Here is a 21155-nt window from a genome sequence, read left to right as displayed (position 1 = left end):
ACAGTCCATCATCCCTGCACCAGTTTTTTCTCTTAATTCTTTAACTAACTTTGCTGTAATCATTATTCAATTTCCTCCTTAAATATATAAGCATTATGTCTTTTTAGGATAAAAGGTAAATGAATAAATTCACCTACCTTTTATGTTTAAAGACTATTCTTCTATTTGCTCACCTTGTCTTCCTTCAATGATGGCATCTGCCATTTTAGCAGCTATTAATTTAACAGCTCTTATAGCATCATCATTTCCTGGAATTACGTAATCTACTTCTTCAGGATCACAGTTTGTATCTACGATAGCTACAACTGGTATTCCTAAGATTTTAGCTTCAGAAATAGCATTCTTTTCTTTTCTTGGGTCTACTACGAACATAGCTCCAATGTTAGTTGAATCTAAGTTTTTAATACCACCTAAGTTTTTAACTAACTTTTCCATTTCCCCTTTAAGTTTTATAACTTCTTTCTTAGGAAGAACATCAAAAGTTCCATCTTCTTGCATTTTTTCTAAATCTTCTAATCTATTAATTCTTGTTCTGATAGTTTTGAAGTTTGTTAACATTCCACCTAACCATCTATTATTTACGAAGTGCATATTTGATCTTATTGCTTCTTCTTGAATAGCTTCTTGAGCTTGTTTCTTAGTTCCAACAAAAAGTATATCTTTTCCTGATTCAGAAACCTCTCTTAAGAAGTTATAAGCTTCTTCAGCTTTTTTAACTGTTTTTTGTAAATCTATGATATAGATTCCGTTTCTTTCAGTGAAGATGTAAGGAGCCATCTTAGGGTTCCATCTTCTAGTTTGGTGTCCAAAGTGTACACCTGCTTCTAATAATTGTTTCATTGATATAACTGACATTTTGTTACCTCCTGGTTTTTCCTCCATTATCTTCTTTTTCTTGTAGAAACCTATTTAAAGGACCGTACTACAAATTAGATAATGTGTGTATTTTATTACCTTAGTTAGTATAACATAAGGTTTTATTACTAGCAATAAGAAAATTACTTTTATTTATTTTTTTCTTAGAACTTTCATTTTTTTATCTTTCATGCTAAAAACTTTCAAAAAAAGATAGCTATATACAGCTATCCTTCATTTTATTTTATTTTTTTAAGCTCATCTAACAGTTTATCATTTAAAACTCTTATGTGAGTTCCCTTCATTCCTAATGATCTTGATTCAATTACTCCTGCACTTTCAAACTTTCTTAAAGCATTTACAATAACACTTCTTGTAATTCCTACTTTATCAGCAATTTTTGATGCAACTAAAAGTCCTTCATTTCCATCAAGCTCATTAAATATATGTTCTACTGCTTCAAGTTCTGAATAAGAAAGAGTTCCTATTGCTAACTGAACTACTGCTTTTTTTCTAGTTTCTTCAGCAAATTCTTCTTGCTTTGCTCTAAGCATTTCCATTCCAACTATTGTTGCGCTATATTCACATAATACTAAATCTTCATCTGTAAATTTTGTTCCAAATCTAGCTAAAAGAAGAGTACCAAGTCTTTCTCTATTTCCTATAATAGGCACTATAGTTGAAAGTTTATCTTTTAAAGTACATTCTTTTTCACCTTCAAAAACACATTCTCCTTTATTAACTAAGTTTGCAAGCGTTTCATTTACATTAAGAAGCTTCTCATTATAATCACTTGGAAATCTTCTTTCATCTGTTACTTTCTTTTTCATTATGTCACACTCAAATTTTTCTGAAAAACTATATCCTATAACTTTTCCTCTTTTACTCGCTATGTATACGTTGCATTCTAGCACATCACTTAATAATTTGCATATATCCTTAAATACAACCGGCTCTGTTCCTGTCTTTTGTAAAATTTTATTCAATTTCCTTGTTTTATCAAGTAATGATGTCATCAATACGCCTCCTTGAATTTTGCTTTTTCTAATTGTTAGAATATTCACAATAATCAATTTTCTTTCACTAATTCTGCTTTTCAGTATACCATAGTAACTATCTAATTTCAACAAACCTTATTTTAAAGAATTTATCTCTTCATATAAAAAACCTTAAATTTCAAGTTTATTATTTTTTTGAAATTTAAGGTCTTATCTAAAAATTAAGCTTTATTTACTTTTAATTTTCTTTTTTCTCTTCTTTTACCTCTTCCTTATGCTTGCATTGATCATTAGAACATAATAAATATTCACCTGTTTTCTTAGAATATTTTTTCATCATAAATGATCCACACTCAGGACATTTCTTTTCAACCGGCTCACTCCAACTTACAAAATCACATTCTGGATAATTCGCACAACCAAAGAACTTATTTCCTTTTTTACTTCTCTTAGCATAAACTTTTCCACCACATTTAGGACATGGTGCTTCTATTTCTTCAACTATAGGTTTTGCATTCTTACAATCTGGATATCCTGGACATGCTAAGAATTTACCATATCTACCTCTTTTAATAACCATCATTCTTCCACATTTATCGCATTGAACATCACTAACTTCATCTTCAATTACAACTTTAGAAAGTTCCTTCTCTGCTCTATCTATTTCTTCTTTTAATGGACTAAAGAAATCTCCTACAACAGTCCTCCACTCAGTTTTACCTTCTTCAATAACATCTAACTTTCTTTCCATACCAGCTGTAAATTCTACATCTGCAATTTGATGGAAATAATCTTCAATTATATTATTTACAATAAACCCAAGTTCTGTTGGTATTAAGTTTTTCTTTTCTCTTACTACGTATTCTCTACCTAATAAAGTTGAAATAGTAGGTACATAAGTACTTGGGCGCCCTATTCCTTTTTCTTCTAATAGTTTTACGAAAGATGCTTCATTATATCTAGCTGGTGGCATAGTAAAATGTTGACTAATATCAAGAGATGCTGGTTTTAAAATTTCTCCCTCTGAAAGTTCAGGAAGTCTTGTATTCTCTTCATCACTAGCTATATCATACACTTTCATAAATCCATCAAACTCTATTATAGAACCACTTGCTTTAAATGTATAATCACCATTTTTTATTGTTATAGAGTTTGTATTTAATCTACATGACTCCATCTGAGATGCAACATATCTATTCCAAATTAATGTATATAGTTTATATTGTTCTGGTGTTAAACTTTTCTTAGCCATATCTGGCGTTATCTCAACATGTGTTGGTCTAATTGCTTCATGAGCATCTTGTATATTTTTCTTTCCCTTATAAACTCTATCTTCTTTTGGTAGATAATTTTCACCAAATGATTCTATTATGAATTCTTTTGCTTGACTTTTTGCATCATCTGAAATTCTTACAGAGTCTGTTCTCATATAAGTAATTAAACCTACTGTTCCATATCCTTTTACTTCTACTCCTTCATATAGGACTTGTGCAACTGACATCGTCTTTTTAGTCATATAGTTCAACTTTTTATTTGCATCTTGTTGAAGAGTACTTGTTGTAAAAGGTGCTAAAGGTTTTCTTTCTTTTTTTCCTTTTTTAATTTTTTCAATTTTAAATTCACCTTGTTTTAAGTTCTCTAAAATCTCTTTTGCATTATTTTCTTCTATCATTTCAAGTTTTTCATTCTTATACTTTGATAAATTTATTTTAAATTTTTTTCTTTCTTTTTTAAGCTCACAATCAACTGTCCAATATTCTACTGGATTAAAGGCTTTTATCTCCTCTTCACGCTTACAAATAAGATTAAGTGCTGCTGATTGAACCCTTCCTGCACTAAGTCCCCATCTTACATTTCTCCAAAGAATTGGACTTATTTCATATCCTACTAATCTATCTAATATTCTTCTTGCTTGTTGTGCATCTACTAAACCTTGATTTATAGTTCTTGCATTTTTTAAAGAATTTTTTACTGCCGTTTTTGTTATTTCATTAAATACAATTCTACATTTATCTTTTTCATCTATTTTCAAAAGGTTTGCTAAATGCCATGATATAGCTTCCCCTTCTCTATCAGGGTCTGTTGCAAGATATATTTTATCAGCTTTTTTTGCAAGCTTTCTAAGGGATTTTAAAAGGTCCCCTTTTCCTCTTATAGTTATATACTGTGGCTCATAATTATTTTCTATATCTACACCTAATTTACTTTTAGGTAGATCTCTAACGTGTCCCATCGATGCTTCAACCACATAATTTTTTCCTAAATATTTTTCGATAGTCTTAGCTTTCGCTGGTGACTCAACTATTACTAATTTTTGGCCCATAAATAAACTCCACTTCTATTGGAGTTATTCACCCCCTCAAATCTATATTATCCTAGCATAATAATTACCAGGTAAACTTACTACTTCATTTTTAATTTGCATTTCAAATAATAACCTATACAAAGTATTTCTGTCAACCTGTGATTTTTCAAATATTTGATCAATATGTATAGGTTCATCTCTTATTATATTCAAAATTTCATTTTGTATTAAAGAATTCACACTTTTTATTTTTATTTTATCTAAGCCTAAAAAAACATGTAAAGTTTCTCTTGATATTATCGGTGTTGCACCATCAGATATAAGAAGATTACTTCCTTCTCCATACTCTGAAAATATTGGTGATGGGATAGCACCTACTTCTCTACTTTGCTCTAATGCAAAATTTACAGTTATCAATGATCCACTGCTCTTACTAGCTTCTGTTACTACAAGCTTTTTAGATAATCCACTTATTATTCTATTTCTTCTTGGAAAATTTCTCGCATAAGGCTCTGTATTAGGTAAAAATTCTGATATTAATAGTCCACTTTTAATTATTTCTTCAAATAATTTTTTATTTTCTCTTGGATATATTACATTTATTCCCGATCCTAAAACAGCTATGGTTTTACCCTTATTCCCAAGTGTTTCTTTATGGGCTATTGAGTCTATCCCTCTAGCTCCACCACTTACAATAGTATAACCTTGAAAAACTGCCTCTCTAGATATAAATCTAGTAGCTCTCTCTGCATAAGGACTATGCTTTCTTCCTCCAATTATAGCCATACATTCTGTTCTTACTAAGCTAATATCTCCTTTATAAAAAAGCACATATGGTGGATTTTTTATATCTTTTAAAAGTTCTGGATATATTTTATCTCTATACGTTGTATATGATATATTTTCTTCTAAAAGAATTTTTTTAAGTTCTTTAATTTTTTCTTCTGCTACATTTTGAACATCTTTATACTCTTTTTTTATCTCATAGAAATTATCGAAAACACTTTTTTCATCTCCATAATTTTCTATTAATTTTATTTTAAGGCTATTTTTAACCTCTAATGATATTAACCATAGTACATAAAATTCCATCTGTCTACCCCTTTTTATATAAATTCTCCATTTATATCTTTTCTAAAATTTAAAGCTTCTATTAAAAATTCTATCTCAATTTTTTCTGAATTTTCCATGTCAGCTATTGTTCTTCCAAGCTTTAACATCTTTCCATAACTTCTTATTGATGAATCACTTTTTTCGAAAAAAGTTTTCAAAAATTTCTTACTTTCTTTCGTTAAAATACAATATTTAAAAATATCCTTTCCAACTAATTCTGAGTTGTAATTATACTCACATTCTTTATACCTTCTCTTTTGATTTTCTCTTCCAATCTTTATTTTTTTCATCAATTCTTTCTTTTCTTTTTTGTATCCTTCATTTAATCTAGAAAACTCAATTCTTGGAACATAATTAAAAATATCTATTCTATCCCTTAGCGGTTTTGATAGTCTATTTTGATAATTTCTTATCTCTCGTTCTGTACAAGTACACTTTTTTTCATTATTCCAGTCTAAACTAAATTTTCCACAAGGGCATAAATTCAAGGCCCCAACTAAAATAAAGCTTGATGGAAGTATCCCTTTAAAATTCAACCTATCTATTTTAATTTTTCCTTCTTCTAAAGGAAGTCTAAGCCCTTCTAAAAGTTCCTTTTTAAACTCTAAAATCTCATCTAAAAATAAAATTCCATTATGCGCAAGTGTAATCTCTCCAGCTTTTCCATCTCTTCCCCCACCTATAAGCCCAATCTTTGTTATCGTATGATGTGGTGATCTAAATGGAATGCTTACGCTCTTTATATTTTCCATCATTCCATTAGCTGAATAAATTTTAAATACCTCAAGCTTCTCTTCTTCTGTTAGCTCTGGTATTATACTTCTAAAAGCTTTTGCAAGCATTGTTTTTCCTGATCCGGGTGTACCAAATAATATTATATTATGTTTTCCTGTTGCTGCTATGCTTAAAGCTCTTTTAGAAAGACTTTGCCCAATTATAGTATCTATATCCTCTACATTTTCTATAATTTTTTTCTCTTTCTCAAATTTTAATGGTGCTAAATCTCTATTTTCTAAAAACTTTACCACTTCCTTAAGATTTTCCAAAGGATATATATTTCCTCTTTGTATTTTATTTATCTCATCAATATTTTCAGCAGGACATATATATGACCCTATATTCTTGTCTATACCTTCTAAAATTATTGGAATTCCACCTTTCACACTCTTTAAATCTCCACTTAAAGACAACTCTCCAAATAAAAGAAAATCATCAACATTTTCTACTCCAATTTGTTTACTTTCTACTAAAATTGCAATTGCTATAGGCAAATCTAAAAGGCCTCCAATTTTCTTTATATCAGCAGGAGAAAGATTTACTATTATTCGTCCTAGAGGAAATTTAAATCCAGCATTTATTATAGATGCTCTAACCCTTTCTTTTGATTCCTTTACTGATGTATCTGCTAATCCTACTATTGTGAAAATTGGTAACCCAGGCATTATTTGAACTTCAACATCAATTAATATACTTTCTATCCCTAAATTTGTTGCACTCTTTAAGTTTATTGCCATTTTCTCACTCCTTCTGAATAAATCTTATTTTATTAATCATTATTAACTTTTCTTTTAATTTTAAACAATTCTTTTTTATTTTATATTTTTTTGTCAATAATTTAATTAAAGGAGGTGCTTCTTTGAAAAAACTAAATAAAATTATAGGTGATTATGGTGAAGATTTAGCTAAGAACTTTTTAATCTCTAGTGGCTTTAAAATTTTAAAAGAAAATTTTAGAAATCGCTTTGGAGAGATTGATTTTATTTGTATAAAAGATAATATAATCTCATTTATAGAGGTTAAAACTAGATACTCAAATAAATTTGGTTTACCTATGGAATCTGTAAATTTTAGAAAAAGAAAAAATATAATTTTGCTTTCAAAATATTTTATTACACAAAATAACTTTTCTGATTTTTTTCTAAGATTCGACATTTTAGAAGTTTATTTAAATTTTGAAAATGATAATATCAAATTAAATTTATTAGAAGACGCTTTTCGCCTATAATCAGATAAAAAAATAAGTCTAGTTAGGAAATAAAAATTCCTAATCTAGACTTATTTTTATAGTATATTTCTTAAAAAACTCATTCTGTGTATATCCGTTGGCCCCATTTCTTTTATTGCTTCAATATGCTTGCTTGCACCATATCCAACATTACTTTCAAATCCATACCCTGGATACTTTTCACTATACTTTTTCATTAAATCATCTCTATACACTTTTGCTATTATTGATGCAGCTGCTATTGTTGCACTCTTAGCATCACCTTTAATTACAGACTTATTTTCTATCTGCACATTTTTCACTAAATATCCATCTGATAGTACAATATCTGGTTTTACAGTTAAACCTTCAATTCCTTCTAAAAAGATTTGATTATTACAATAAGCAATTCCTAAATCATCAATTTCTTTATTGCTTTTCTCCACAATTTTATAAGAAATTGCCTTCTCTTTTATTATTTTAGAAAGTTCTTCTCTTTTCTTTTCATTTAACTTTTTAGAATCATTTAAATAAAGAATCATTTCATCATCTAAAATATTTAAATCTAAAACAACACAAGCTGAAACTATTGGTCCTGCTAAAGGACCTCTACCAACTTCATCTACGCCTGCTAAAAGTCCATTTTTAGAAAAAGCTCTGTCAAAATCATACATTGCTTTCACTCTTATTTTTTCATTTTCAATAGCCTTTAAATTTTTTTCTATTTTCATTCCAAGGGCTATAATATTTTTTCTACTATCATTTAAAAAAGCATCTCTAACTATTAGTAACTCTTCATCATTTAAATTTAAACTTTCAAACTCTTCCTTTATTACTTTATAGCTTTTCTTTTCTAAATTTTCTAATAATTTTTCCATATTAAATCGCCACCTTCAATTTAAGGTCTTTCTAGAGATATATTACCCATTTTCCCGCCTCTAAACTCATCTAATATCATTACTGCAAGTCTTGTATAGTCTATTTCTCCGCCTTTAACTATACATCCTCTTTTTCTTCCTATAGCATTTAAAGTTTCTAATGGATCATCATATACTTCATCTATTTTAAATCTTTCTTTTAAAAGATCTCCATAATGTATACTCATTCTTTCTATTAGTCTATAAGAAAGATCCTCTGTATCCATAATCTCATCTTTTATTGCTCCTGTGAATGCTAAGTTTAATGCTGTCTCATCATCCTCAAACTTTGGCCATAATACTCCTGGTGTATCTAAAAGTTCAACTCCAATAGATGTTTTTATCCATTGCTTATTTTTAGTTACCCCTGGTCTATCACCAGTTTTAGCAATATTATTTCTTGCAAGTTTATTTATGAATGTAGATTTACCTACATTAGGTATTCCTACAACCATAACTCTAATAGTAAGGCTTTTTAGCCCTTTTCTTTTCATTCTTTCTATTTTTTCTTTTAATAATTCTTCTAAAGCTGGCTTTATTTTATTAGTTCCTATTCCTTTTAAACAGTTTACTTCAATTGCCATAACATTATCTCTTTTTAAATCTTTCATCCATGCTCTTGTTACTTCTTTTTGAGCTAAATCACTCTTATTCAAAAGAATAAGCCTTGGTTTATTTTCAACTAGTTTATCAATATCAGGATTTGCAGAACTTCTTGCTATTCTAGCATCTCTTATTTCAATTACAGCATCTACTACCTTTAAATTGTCTTTTATTTCTCTTTGAGTTTTTTTCATATGACCTGGAAACCAGTTAATTGCCATTTAAATCACTCCCTTTAAATTTATAGTATTATAGTAAAAAAAAAGGACTTATATAAGCCCTTTCTCTCTATAGTTAATTATCTTGTTATTAACTCTCTAACTTTAGCAGCTTTACCAACTCTGTCTCTTAAGTAGTAAAGTTTAGCTCTTCTTACTCTACCTCTTCTAGTGATCTCGATTTTCTCGATCATTGGAGCATTCATTGGGAAAGTCTTTTCAACACCAGTTCCGAAAGCTAATCTTCTAACTGTGAAAGTCTCTCTTAAACCACCGTTTTGTTTTTTAATAACAGTACCTTCGAATACTTGGATTCTTTCTCTGTTACCTTCTTTAATTTTTTGGTGAACTTTTACGTTATCTCCTACGTTGAAGCTTGGTAAATCAGTTCTGATTTGTTCTTGCTCGATTGCTCTTAATATTTCGTTCATTGTGCATTCCTCCTAGTAATAAATTTTGACGTTCATTCCAGAGCTTAAAATCTAGAAGAGGACCGCCGGTACTAACACAAAGTTCATTTTAACATATCTTTATTATCTTTGCAAACAATTATTTTTTAACAGTTTTTTATCTTCTTTTGTTAGTTCAATTTTTTCATATAAATCTGGTCTTCTCTCCCTAGTAATTTCTAAAGATTTTACCCTTCTCCACTTACGTATATTCTCATGATGTCCTGATAATAAAACATCTGGCACCTTTTTACCTTCAAAAATTTCAGGTCTTGTATACTGTGGATATTCTAAAGCTCCATCTGAAAAGGACTCATCCATAAAACTTTCATCTTTTCCAAGCACTCCAGTTCTCAATCTTAAAATGGAATCAATAATAGGTATAGCCGCCATTTCTCCACCTGTCAAAATAAAATCTCCTAAAGATATTTCTAAGTCTACATATTCATAAGCTCTTTCATCTATCCCTTCATAATGCCCACATAAAAAAATTAATTCTTCTTCTTTTGCAAGCTCCATTGCCATTTTATGATTAAATGTTTTTCCTCTTGGTCCTAAAAATATAACTTTCCCATTATTATTTCTCTTTAAATTTTTTATAGAATCTACTATAGGCTGTACTGCCATAACCATACCTGCACCACCACCATAAGGATAATCATCAACCTTCTTATGCCTGCTTTCTGTATAATCTCTTATATTTACTGAATCAATACTTATTAATCCCCTTTCCTTAGCTCTTCCTATAATACTATGATTAAATATGTTAAACATCTCAGGAAATAAAGTTAAAATACTAATTTTCATCTTGCCACTCTCTAACAGGTTTAATAGTTATCTTCTCTTCATCTAAATCGATATCTAATACTATATTAAGTAATGCTGGTATTAAAAGTTCTTTTGGCTTTCTAATCCAATATACATCATTATTCTTAGTTTCTATAATATCATATATGGCACCTAGATCTTTTCCTTCAGTATCAAATACATGCATTCCTATTAAGTCTCTTACATAAAACTCATCTTCATCTAAGTCTGGTTCATTCTCTCTTAGAACATACATTTCTATTCCTTTATACGTCTCAGCATCTTCAATTGAGTTTATTCCTTCTAGTTTTAGAATAACTCTATCCTTCTGAAATTTCACGCCCTCAATTTTAACTTCTGAATCATTTATTAATACATACCCATATCTCTTAAAGTTATCTACATCTTTTGTCTTAGCTATAACCTTAACTTCCCCTTTAAGTCCATGTGTATTTACTATTTTCCCTACATTAAATGTTTCTTCCATTCATTAGCACCTCTTTCCATCAATCTATATATAATTTAAATTTCTTTAACTTTTCATTTTATATTTTTATCATAAAAAAAGAGCTAGGTCAAGACCTAACTCTTTTATATAATTTCAACTACTACTCGTTTGTCTTCTTTAATTGCTACAGCTTTTACAACTGTTCTAATAGCTTTTGCTATTCTTCCTTGTTTTCCAATAACTTTCCCCATATCTTCTGGTGCTACCTTCAATTCAAGAATAACAGATTGTTCACCTGCAATTTCATTAACTCTAACTTCTTCGGGTCTATCCACTAATGACTTAGCTATCATTTCAACTAATTCTCTCATATAGTGCTGCAATATGTAACTTGCAGTTTTCACCTCCAAATATTATTTGCTAATTCCTGCTTTAACGAAAAGCTTCTTAACTACGTCTGTTGGTTGAGCACCATTTTGTAGCCATTTAGTAGCTTTTTCTTCATTGATTTTTATTTCCTTTGGTTGAGCAACTGGATTGTAGAATCCGATTTCTTCGATGAATTTTCCATCTCTTGGGCTTCTTGAATCAGCAACAACAACTCTATAGAAAGGAGCTTTATGAGCACCCATTCTTTTTAATCTTATTTTAACTGCCATGTTTAATTTCACCTCCTTTAAAAAATTTTATTATATATATTTTTAACTCATGAAAGGTAATTTACCAAATAATCCCTTTTTAGGCGATTTAGTTAATGACTTCATTTGTTTCATATTCTTCTTCATCATTTCATAACCTTTAATAAGTTTATTAACTTCTTGGATTGTAGTCCCAGCACCTAATGCAATTCTTTTCTTTCTTGAAGATGATCCAATTATAAGTTGTGGATTTCTTCTTTCTTTTAAAGTCATTGAGTAAATAATAGACTTAACTCTATCCATTTGTTTTTGTCCATCATCTAAATTCACTCCTTGAAGTTCTTTTGCATTAACTCCTGGCATCATTTCTATAAGTTTATTTAATGGTCCTAATTTTTTCATTTGATCCATTACATTTAAGTAATCTTCAAAATCTAATCCTTGACCCATCATTTTTTTTGATAAATCAGTAGCTTCCTTTTGATCAATAGCTTCTTCTGCTTTTTCTATTAATGAAAGAACATCTCCCATTCCTAGAATTCTTGAAGCCATTCTATCTGGATGGAATACTTCAAAATCATTCATCTTTTCACCAACACCGATAAACTTTATTGGCTTACCTGTAATTGATCTAATTGAAAGAGCTGCTCCACCTCTTGTATCACCATCAAGTTTAGTTAAAATAACACCAGTTATATCAAGCTTCTCATTAAAAGTTTCAGCAACGTTAACTGCATCTTGCCCTGTCATAGAGTCTACAGTTAATAATATTTCTGATGGATTAGCTACTTCTTTTACATCTGAAAGTTCATCCATTAAAACTTCATCAATGTGAAGTCTTCCTGCAGTATCTATTATTACTACGTTGTTTCCATTTTCTTTAGCATGCTTTATACCTGCTTTAGCTATATCAACAGCTTTTACTTTATCTCCCATTTGGAATACTGGAACATCAATTCCTTTACCAACCACTTCTAATTGTTTTATTGCAGCCGGTCTATATATGTCACAAGCTACTAAAAGTGGTTTCTTGTTATTCTTTCTTAAGCTAAGTGCAAGTTTTCCACACATTGTAGTTTTACCTGCTCCTTGAAGCCCGACTAACATTATAACCGTTGGATTAGATCTTGTAAAGTCTAATTTACTTTCTTCTCCACCCATTAATTCAGTAAGCTCTTCATTAACTATTTTTATTACTTGTTGTCCTGGAGTTAAACTATCTAAAACATCTCCTCCAGCACATTTAGTACTTACATTTTTAACAAAGCTTTTTACAACCTTAAAGTTAACATCTGCTTCTAATAATGCAAGCTTTACTTCTCTCATTGCTTCTTTTATATCTTTTTCATTAAGCTTTCCTTTTCCTCTAAGTTTCTTAAAGGTATTTTGAAGCTTTTCTGATAATCCTTCAAAAGCCATATTAAACCTCCTAAATTTTATAAATCTTCTAGTTCTTCTTTAAGCATATCATATTCTACATCATTTATAGAATATTTTTTTCTTAAATCATCTAAAAGTTTTATAATTTTTTCTTCACGATTTAAACTCTTTTGAAGTAAGTTTAATTTACTTTCATAGGTTAAAAGCTGTTTTGAACATCTTTTAATTAAATCATGGATTGCTTGCCTACTTGTTTCATTTATCTCTGCAATCTCTGCTAAGGAAAAATCTTCATTATAGTACATCTCCATAATATTTCTTTGTTTCTCTGTTAGTAATGGTAAATAATAATCCATTAACATTGAAACTTCAAACCTATCTGTCATAATAATCACCTTACCCACAAAAGAGATTATATATAATATTTCTAAGGGTGTCAAGTATTTTTACTTAACACCCTTATTTTTTTTAAAATAATGCTTCCGCAAAACTTTCTGCATCAAACTCTTGAAGGTCATCTACCCCTTCTCCTACACCAATATATCTAACTGGTATATTTAATATTTGTTTAATAGAAATAACAACTCCACCTTTTGCTGTTCCATCTAATTTAGTTAATATTATCCCATCTATAGGACATGCTTCCATAAACTGTTTCGCTTGTATTATTGCATTTTGTCCAGTTGTTCCATCTAAAACTAAAAGAGTTTCTTTTTTAGCTTCACTATACTCTCTATCTATAATTCTATTAATTTTTTCAAGTTCGTTCATTAAATTTTTCTTATTATGAAGTCTTCCTGCAGTATCACATATTAATATATCTGTATTTCTAGCCTTTGCAGCTGTTACTGCATCAAAGACTACTGCAGCAGGATCTGAACCTTCTCCTTGCTTTATTATATCAACGTTAGCTCTCTTGCTCCATACTTCAAGTTGATCTATAGCTGCTGCTCTAAATGTATCTGCTGCTGCAAGTAAAACTTTTTTTCCTTCTGCTTTATTCTTAGCTGCAAGTTTTCCTATAGATGTTGTTTTTCCAACTCCATTTACACCTATTACTAGCATTACTTCTTTTTCCTTTTTTCCTTCATCCTCTTTTTCTTCTGTTCCCTCAAGCATCATTTCCTTTATAACTTCTTTTAATGCAGGTTTTACCATTTGAGGATCATTTATTTTTTCTTCCCTTATTTTCTTTCTAAGTCTCTCTATTATCTCAACTGTTGTATCCATTCCAATATCAGAAGTTATTAACACCTCTTCTAATTCTTCATATAAATCCTCATCAATTGCTACGGCTAGATTTAAAGCTTCATTAATCTTATCTGTAAGACCATCTCTAGTTTTTGTAAGTCCTGTTTTTAATTTATCAAATAATTTTCCAAACATTTATTATTCCTCCTTATTTTCCATATCAACTGAAACTACTTTTGAAATACCTTTTTCCTCCATAGTAACTCCATACATAACATCACTTACTTCCATTGTTCCTTTTCTATGAGTTATTACTATAAATTGAATTTTTTCAGAAAACTTTCTTAAAAACTCTGCATATCTAGTTACATTAGCATCATCTAAAGCTGCTTCAATTTCATCAAGTATACAAAATGGAGTAGGTTTCATTTTTAGTATACCAAAAAGAAGTGCTATTGCAGATAATACTTTTTCTCCTCCAGACATTAAATTTATATTTTGAAGTTTTTTTCCTGGTGGCTCTACATTAATTTCAACGACAGATGTTAATTCATCTCCTTCACCTAATATAAGTTCTGCACTTCCACCTTTAAATAATTCTTTAAAAGTCTCATTAAAGTTCCTATTAAGTATTTTAAAATTCTCTTTAAACAATCCTCTCATTTCTTCTGTCATCTCTTCAATAACTTTCATAAGCTCTTCTTTTGACTTTTCTAAGTCATCTCTTTGAGTTGACATAAATTCAAATTTTTCTTTTACTTCCTCATACTCTTCAATTGCTGCTAAGTTTACCATTCCAAGTGCTGATATTTTCCTCTTTAATCCTTGTACAGTATCCCTAAAGCCTTCAACATTTTCAATTGGCTCTGAAATCTCTACAGCCTCTGCAAAAGTTAGCTCAATTTCTTCATTAAGTTTTTTATATAAACTTTCCTTTTCCATATCTTTCTTTGCTTTTTGAATTTGAACTTTATTAAGCTCTCCTTCATCTTTAGTTATTATCTCTCTAACCTCTAAGATTATAGTGTCTATCTTTCTAAATTCTTCTTTTAAAATTGCTTTTTTCACTTCATCTTCTTTAAACTCAGATTCATATAAGATTATTTCCTCTTCATTCTCAAAAATATTATTTTCACTTACTCTAATTTCTTCTTTGAATTTTTCAATATCTACACTTGCTGTTTCTCTATTCTCATTTATTATTTCTATCTTATCTTTGTTTTCAATATATTCTCGTTCATTTCTTTCAATTTCACGAATATTATTATTATGTGTCTCATCTAAAGTTGCCTTATTTATTTTAAGCTCTACTAAGTTAGATTTTAAATTTTCAAGCTTTTCTTTGTTTTGAGATAGATTTAAATAAATAGCTGCTTCCTTTTCTTTATTTCCTGTAGTATACTTAGAAGCTTCTATAAGACTATCTTCCTTTTCCTTTTTATCTTTAGATAACTCTTTTATTTCATTATTTAATTTTTTTATCTTAATTTCATTTTCTTTTATATTTTTCTCTAATCTATTTTTTGTATCTAAAATATTAGTGTACTCATTTTTAGATGTTGCCATTTGAACCTTTATATTATGCAATTTATCTGTAATATCTAATATTTCATCATCTATCTCTTTTCTCTCTTCTTTAGCCTTATCTATTTCCTTATTTAAATTATCTAACTCTAAAGTTGATTTCTTAATATTTTCTTCTAATTCTTCAATCTCTCTTTTTCTTCCTAGAATATTTCTAACCTTTCCTTTTATGCTTCCACCTGTTAATGCACCACCTGCATTTAAGACTTCCCCATCTAAGGTTACTACTCTAGTCTTATATCCTGTTTCCCTCGCTATTTTAAATGCACTATCCATATCTTTTGCAATTATAGTTCTTCCTAATGAATAATTAACTATATTTAAATATTTTTTATCAAAAGAAATAATATCTGATGCTATTCCTATAAATCCTTCAATCATTTGAACATTTTTATTTAACGTAAGCTTATTCCCTCTTATTATATCTAAAGGTAATAATGTAACTCTTCCAAGCTTCTCTTTCTTTAAATAATTTATTATATTCTTAGCATTCTTTTCAGTTTCAGTTATAAGATTAGATATTGCACTTCCAAGAGTTGTTTCTATAGCTAATTCGTACTCAGGTTCAATTTTTAATATTTCTCCAAGCACCCTAACTTTTCCTTCTTTTATTCTCTCACTCTCAATTCTTTCCATTAAATTTTTAACTGATCTATTATATCCTTCATATTGATTTTCTAAATCTTTAAGCAATGCCACATTTGCATTTAATTTACTTACATTTATGCTCTTTCCTTTAGCATCAATTTCTTTTTTAGTTATAATTCCGTTTAACTTTTGTATTATTGATTTTTTCTCTAATAATTCCACATTTAATTTTTTGAAATCTTCATCTAAAGTTTTTATTTTTATATTCAAACTATTTATGGATGCTTTATTTATATTAAAATAGTTATTATTTTCTTCTAAGTCTTTTATTAGTCTTTCTTTCTCTGTTTTTTTCCCTATATATCTCTCTTTAAGTCTTTCTAAATTATTAGTAATATTAGAATTCTGTTCTAATAACTTTATTTCTTCTCTCTTTATCTCTTTAAGTTCTTCTTCTAACTTATTTATTTCAACACTATATCTTCTACTTTCATTTTCAAGGCTTAAAATTTCCTCTTCTTTTTCTCTTATTAAAGAATTACTTTTAAAAATTATTTTTTCTAAATTTTCTTTTTGCTTTTTAAAATCTTTTATTTTTTCATTCAAACTATATTCTTCTAATTTATTTTTTTCTATTTCATTTTTAAAATTTTCAATTCTTTCTTTAAGTATTTGAATATTACTTTTAAATTTAGTTATGTCTTCTTTCTTTTTAAAATATCTAAACTTTTTATCTGTAGTATTTCTTTCTAATTCTTCTAATCTTTCTTCAAGTTCTCTTAATCCCTTTATTTTTTCTTCTAATCTTTTTCTTTTCTGAACTATTTTCTCTTCTTTTTCTCTTAACTCATCATTTACTTTTTTAAGTTCTATATCAATATCTTTTATACTATGAACAATTAATGATACTTCTTTCCCCTTAAGTTCTTTAGAAAGATCTCTAAACCTCAATGCTTTCTCTTTCTCTACTCTTAAAGGCTCTATTCTTTCCTCTATAGTCCCTAGTATATCTCTTATACGTACTAAGTTATCTTCTGTATTATTAAGCTTCTTTTCAGCCTCATTCTTCCTATACTTATACTTAACTATTCCTGCTGCTTCCTCTAATAGGGCTCTTCTCTCTTCTGGTCTACCACTAAGAATTGCCTCTATTTTCCCTTGACCAATTAAAGAATATCCTTCTTTTCCTATTCCTGTATCCATAAAAAGATTAGTAATATCTTTTAGTCTAGCCTTGCTATTATTTATTAAATATTCTGTTTCACCTGATCTAAATATTCTTCTTGATATAGTAACTTCATTATAGTCAGTACTTAGTTCTCCATCTTCATTACTAAGAGTTAACGAAACCTTTGCAAGACCTACTGGCTTTCTATATTGAGTTCCTGCAAAAATAACATCTTCCATCTTGCCACCTCTTAAAGTTTTAGCACTTTGCTCTCCTAAAACCCACCTTACAGCATCTGAAATATTACTTTTCCCACTTCCATTTGGTCCTACAACTGATGTTACTCCTTTTTTAAACTTTAATTCTGTTTTATCTGCAAAAGATTTAAATCCTCTTATCTCTAAAGATTTTAAAAACACTAACTCCAACTCCTATCTATGCAAATAACGGTATTAACGTCATAAGAAATATAATTACTAAAAATATTGCTAATACTACTATCATTTTTTTTCTTGTTCTTTCTTTCATAAATTTCACCTCGTATTTTAACTATATTATTTAACAAAACGAGAGTTATTCCCTCTCGTTTTGCATTTAATTTATCCTATTTTTCATCTATTACTCTAAAGCATCCACGCTCTATTTCATCATCTATTGTAACTTTAAGCTTATAGCCATCTTCTAAAAGTTTATTAAAATAATTCTTCTTATTTGCATAAAGCTTACTTAAATCTCTAGAATTTATTTTAATCTCACCTTTTTTCTTTTCTGCTAAAGCTCTCCTTATATTCTCATTCATAATAGAACTTTCCACAAGTTCTCTAAAAGCTGGATGGAATGGTCCACTAACAACATCTCCACCGACATTTATCGTTTCTGTTGGCTGAAGACCAACTCTTATTATATTAATATTCTCTTTTTCAAATATTTTATATATTTCCTTCGAAACATCTACTGCTTCTTCTAATGTATACGGAACATATTCCCCTCTTAGGTACATCTTTTCCATTGGTGTATCTTTTATTACAAGAGACGGATATATTCTAACTAAATCTGGCTTCATTTGTAATGACTTTTCAGCTGACATTATATCTAAATCTCTATTGCTTCCTGGAAGCCCTGGCATTAATTGATGCCCTAAAGTTATACCATATTTTTTTATAAGCTTTGACGCTGCATAAACCTCAAATACTGTATGACCTCTTCCTGCATTTTTTAATACGTTATCATCTAAAGACTGAACTCCAAGTTCTATTATATCTACTTTATAATCTAATAAATAAGATAAGATATAATCACTTATTGCATCTGGTCTAGTTGACATTCTTATTTTTTTAACTATTCCTAAATCTTTAAACTCTTTAGCTACACTTAAAAGTTCTCTTTGTTTTTTTTCATTTATTGCAGTAAAAGTTCCTCCAAAAAAAGAAACCTCTATCATTGCATCTTTGTTCTCTATAGTATCGTAATACTCTTTTATTATATTACGTACTTTTTCACCATCTACTCTATCTTTAACACCTGTGATTCTATCTTGATTACAAAATACACATTGATGTGGACATCCTTCAAAAGGAACAAAAATAGGTATTATATAATGGTTTTTACTCATTTATTACCTCCAAATTAACTAGAGCTTGTTTAGCAGACTTCTGCTCTGCTTCTTTCTTTGAGTATCCATCACCTTCACCCTTAACTTCGTCGTTAATTAAGACTCTTGTATAAAATTTCCTTCTGTGTGGTGGCCCTTCAAACTTAACTAGCTCATATGTTATGTTTACTTCTCCATTCTGTTGTAAGAACTCTTGAAGTTTCGTTTTAAAATCTAATATTATTTTATTGTTTATAGCTTTATCAATTATATCATGGAATTTAGTTAATATAAATTCTCTTGCATACTCAAATCCCTTATCTAGATATATTGCTGCTATAACAGCTTCTATCGCATCTGCTTGTATAGATACACGACTTCTCCCACCAGTAAGCTCTTCTCCTCTACTCATTCTTATATAAGCTCCTATATTTACACTTCTAGCAACTTCATATAAGGAATTTTCGCAAACGATTAAGCTTCTAATTTTAGTGAGTTCTCCTTCACTTTTCTCTTTATAATTCTTATATAGATATTCAGTCACACTTAATTGTAATACTGAATCTCCTAAAAACTCTAATCTTTCATTATACTCTGAATCTTTGTATTGATTTGCAAACGAACTATGTGTTAAGGCTATTCGCAAATAACTTAGATTAGCAAATGTAACACCTAATACGGCTTCCATTTCTTTTAATTTTAATTTGTTCATCTTCCCCTACTCCTCTAAGTTTATTCTTCAATTTCCTCTTAAAAGGTCAAATTCAAGAATAAACTATTTTAATTTTAGTCAATTAAAATCCCGCTTTTAATGCGGGATTTCTTTACTCTTCTACGTGGCTTTTTACGTAATTAACTACGTCACCAACTGTTTTGAATCCTTCAACATCCTCATCAGGTATTTCCATATCTAGCTCGTCTTCTAAAGCCATTATAAGTTCAACTATATCTAAAGAGTCTGCATTCAAATCATCAATGAATGATGATTCTAAAGTTATCTCGTCTGCATCAACACTTAATTTTTCAGCTATTAAATCTCTAATTTTTTCAAACATCTCTCTTCACCTCCTAATCTCTATACAATTAGATAATAGTATATATTAAAATACTAGTCAATATCATAGATAATAAAAGTTACTTATTTTCATTAATTTCTTCTTTTATTTTTTCAATAACATTTGATTTATGGAAAACTCTCGTTTGCTTAATTGCATTTTTAAATGCTTTTCCATCTGAACTCCCATGAGCTTTTATACATATTCCGTTCACCCCTACAAATGGAGCTCCACCAACTTCTTTATAATCAAATTTTACTTTTAATTTATTAAATACTGGTTTTAAAAGCATCGCTCCGACCTTAGGCATAAATGCTGCATCCATTATCTGATCTTTTATTATTCCTAAAAGATTAATTGCCGCTCCTTCATATAATTTTAATACTGTATTTCCAACAAATCCATCACAAACTAAAACTTCTACTTCACCTTTAGGAATTTCTCTTGGTTCTACATTCCCTATAAAATTTATATGTTTTTCATTTTTTAATAATTGATGCGTTGCTTTTGTTAGTTCATCACCTTTTTCTTCCTCTGATCCAATATTCACAAGTCCCACCGTAGGATTTTCTTTATTAAATACACTTCCATAATAAATAGATCCCATGTTTGCGAACTGTACTAAATATTCTGGTTTACAATCTACATTAGCCCCAGAGTCTATAACCATAAAGTTACCATTTCTCCCCGGCATGATAGGTGCTAGTGCTGGCCTTTCAACTCCTTTTATTCTTCCAACTATTAATGTACACCCTGCTAGAAATGCTCCTGTACTTCCTGCTGATATTACAGCATCACACTCTCCTGATTTAACAAGATTTAATGCTTTTACTATACTTGAATCTTTTTTTCTTCTCACAGCCATAACAGGATGTTCATTTGTTCCTATAACTTCAGTTGCATCTATTACCTTTATTTTATCTATATTTAAGTTTCTCTTCTTTATTTCTTCATTTATCTGTTCTTGTGGGCCTGTTACATATACCTCTATATCATTATATATTTTAATAGCTTCTGCTATTCCATCAATAACAGCACCCGGTGCATTATCTCCACCCATTCCATCTATTGCTATCTTCATATTTACACCTCACTTATACTTGTTAACTTTTTATTCATATTTATCTAGATATAAAGAAAAGAAAGTCAAAAGACTTTCTTTTATTCTGCTGAAGCTACTACTTCTTTACCTTTATAGAATCCACAGTTCTTGCAAACTCTGTGAGCAAGTTTCATTTCATGACATTGTGGACATTCAACTAT

Annotated in this window: 22 protein-coding genes; 1 reads left to right on the top strand and 21 read right to left on the bottom strand. The window is 29.2% G+C overall.

Annotation, left to right across the window (positions count from 1 at the left end; genetic code table 11):
* Nucleotides 1–153: 153 nt before the first annotated feature.
* The 5 genes from rpsB to ACRDDY_RS15935 all read right to left on the bottom strand — a co-directional run bounded on the left by rpsB (nt 154) and on the right by ACRDDY_RS15935 (nt 6785).
* Nucleotides 154–855, bottom strand: coding sequence for a 30S ribosomal protein S2 (gene rpsB, locus ACRDDY_RS15955; RefSeq protein WP_438565927.1), 702 nt, complete (start codon nt 853–855; stop codon nt 154–156).
* A 239-nt stretch (nt 856–1094) separates the two neighbouring features.
* Nucleotides 1095–1871, bottom strand: a complete 777-nt coding sequence (gene codY / locus ACRDDY_RS15950; RefSeq protein WP_438565926.1) for a GTP-sensing pleiotropic transcriptional regulator CodY — start codon at nt 1869–1871, stop codon at nt 1095–1097.
* 220 nt (nt 1872–2091) lie between these two features.
* A complete protein-coding gene (gene topA, locus ACRDDY_RS15945; protein ID WP_438565925.1) occupies nt 2092–4176 on the bottom strand; it encodes a type I DNA topoisomerase in 2085 nt (694 codons plus the stop codon).
* Nucleotides 4177–4218: 42 nt separating this feature from the next.
* Nucleotides 4219–5250 carry a DNA-processing protein DprA gene (dprA, locus tag ACRDDY_RS15940; protein WP_438565924.1) on the bottom strand — a complete coding sequence of 344 codons (1032 nt, stop codon included), beginning with the start codon at nt 5248–5250 and terminating at the stop codon, nt 4219–4221.
* A gap of 14 nt (nt 5251–5264) precedes the next feature.
* Complete coding sequence (locus tag ACRDDY_RS15935) at nt 5265–6785, bottom strand: YifB family Mg chelatase-like AAA ATPase (protein ID WP_438565923.1); 1521 nt, start codon at nt 6783–6785, stop codon at nt 5265–5267.
* 122 nt (nt 6786–6907) lie between these two features.
* Here ACRDDY_RS15935 and ACRDDY_RS15930 point away from each other — a divergent pair, with 122 nt between their 5' ends.
* On the top strand, nt 6908–7276 hold the full coding sequence (locus tag ACRDDY_RS15930) for a YraN family protein (RefSeq protein ID WP_438565922.1): 369 nt from the start codon (nt 6908–6910) through the stop codon (nt 7274–7276).
* Nucleotides 7277–7332: 56 nt separating this feature from the next.
* On the opposite strand, the gene ACRDDY_RS15925 is transcribed toward ACRDDY_RS15930, so the two are convergent.
* The 16 genes from ACRDDY_RS15925 to rpmF form a co-directional block, all read right to left on the bottom strand.
* Nucleotides 7333–8133: a ribonuclease HII gene (locus ACRDDY_RS15925; protein ID WP_438565921.1), complete on the bottom strand. Its 801-nt coding sequence runs from the start codon at nt 8131–8133 to the stop codon at nt 7333–7335.
* A 20-nt stretch (nt 8134–8153) separates the two neighbouring features.
* Nucleotides 8154–8996, bottom strand: a complete 843-nt coding sequence (ylqF, locus tag ACRDDY_RS15920; RefSeq protein ID WP_438565920.1) for a ribosome biogenesis GTPase YlqF — start codon at nt 8994–8996, stop codon at nt 8154–8156.
* A gap of 77 nt (nt 8997–9073) precedes the next feature.
* Nucleotides 9074–9424, bottom strand: coding sequence for a 50S ribosomal protein L19 (rplS, locus tag ACRDDY_RS15915; protein WP_438543132.1), 351 nt, complete (start codon nt 9422–9424; stop codon nt 9074–9076).
* A 102-nt stretch (nt 9425–9526) separates the two neighbouring features.
* On the bottom strand, nt 9527–10249 hold the full coding sequence (trmD, locus tag ACRDDY_RS15910; protein ID WP_438565919.1) for a tRNA (guanosine(37)-N1)-methyltransferase TrmD: 723 nt from the start codon (nt 10247–10249) through the stop codon (nt 9527–9529).
* Nucleotides 10239–10736, bottom strand: a complete 498-nt coding sequence (gene rimM, locus ACRDDY_RS15905; RefSeq protein WP_438565918.1) for a ribosome maturation factor RimM — start codon at nt 10734–10736, stop codon at nt 10239–10241. Before rimM ends, trmD begins: the two co-directional genes overlap by 11 nt.
* A 104-nt stretch (nt 10737–10840) precedes the next feature.
* The gene (locus tag ACRDDY_RS15900; RefSeq protein WP_438543129.1) at nt 10841–11068 is read right to left on the bottom strand and encodes a KH domain-containing protein; all 228 of its coding nucleotides are present in this window, start codon (nt 11066–11068) and stop codon (nt 10841–10843) included.
* Nucleotides 11069–11110: 42 nt separating this feature from the next.
* Nucleotides 11111–11356, bottom strand: a complete 246-nt coding sequence (gene rpsP, locus ACRDDY_RS15895; RefSeq protein WP_438565917.1) for a 30S ribosomal protein S16 — start codon at nt 11354–11356, stop codon at nt 11111–11113.
* Nucleotides 11357–11398: 42 nt separating this feature from the next.
* Nucleotides 11399–12754 carry a signal recognition particle protein gene (ffh, locus tag ACRDDY_RS15890; RefSeq protein ID WP_438565916.1) on the bottom strand — a complete coding sequence of 452 codons (1356 nt, stop codon included), beginning with the start codon at nt 12752–12754 and terminating at the stop codon, nt 11399–11401.
* Between the two features lie 17 nt (nt 12755–12771).
* Nucleotides 12772–13101, bottom strand: a complete 330-nt coding sequence (locus tag ACRDDY_RS15885) for a putative DNA-binding protein (RefSeq protein ID WP_438565915.1) — start codon at nt 13099–13101, stop codon at nt 12772–12774.
* An 82-nt stretch (nt 13102–13183) separates the two neighbouring features.
* Nucleotides 13184–14101 carry a signal recognition particle-docking protein FtsY gene (gene ftsY / locus ACRDDY_RS15880; RefSeq protein ID WP_438565914.1) on the bottom strand — a complete coding sequence of 306 codons (918 nt, stop codon included), beginning with the start codon at nt 14099–14101 and terminating at the stop codon, nt 13184–13186.
* 3 nt (nt 14102–14104) lie between these two features.
* Nucleotides 14105–17665, bottom strand: coding sequence for a chromosome segregation protein SMC (gene smc / locus ACRDDY_RS15875; RefSeq protein WP_438565913.1), 3561 nt, complete (start codon nt 17663–17665; stop codon nt 14105–14107).
* A 185-nt stretch (nt 17666–17850) separates the two neighbouring features.
* Nucleotides 17851–18858, bottom strand: coding sequence for an elongator complex protein 3 (locus ACRDDY_RS15870; RefSeq protein WP_438565912.1), 1008 nt, complete (start codon nt 18856–18858; stop codon nt 17851–17853).
* Nucleotides 18851–19549 (bottom strand): ribonuclease III, encoded by a 699-nt coding sequence (gene rnc, locus ACRDDY_RS15865; protein ID WP_438565911.1) that lies wholly within the window; start codon nt 19547–19549, stop codon nt 18851–18853. Before rnc ends, ACRDDY_RS15870 begins: the two co-directional genes overlap by 8 nt.
* Before the next feature lie 112 nt (nt 19550–19661).
* Nucleotides 19662–19892 (bottom strand): acyl carrier protein, encoded by a 231-nt coding sequence (gene acpP, locus ACRDDY_RS15860; protein WP_438565910.1) that lies wholly within the window; start codon nt 19890–19892, stop codon nt 19662–19664.
* Nucleotides 19893–19971: 79 nt separating this feature from the next.
* Nucleotides 19972–20973, bottom strand: a complete 1002-nt coding sequence (gene plsX / locus ACRDDY_RS15855; RefSeq protein WP_438565909.1) for a phosphate acyltransferase PlsX — start codon at nt 20971–20973, stop codon at nt 19972–19974.
* Between the two features lie 80 nt (nt 20974–21053).
* A partial coding sequence (gene rpmF, locus ACRDDY_RS15850; RefSeq protein ID WP_438565928.1) for a 50S ribosomal protein L32 occupies nt 21054–21155 on the bottom strand: 102 nt, incomplete at its 5' end.

It is taken from the genome of Clostridium sp., from assembly GCF_051656525.1.
Classification (GTDB): Bacteria; Bacillota; Clostridia; order Clostridiales; family Clostridiaceae; genus Clostridium.
The sequence above is the reverse complement of the archived record's forward strand: the minus strand, read 5'-3'. Positions and strand labels throughout refer to the sequence as shown.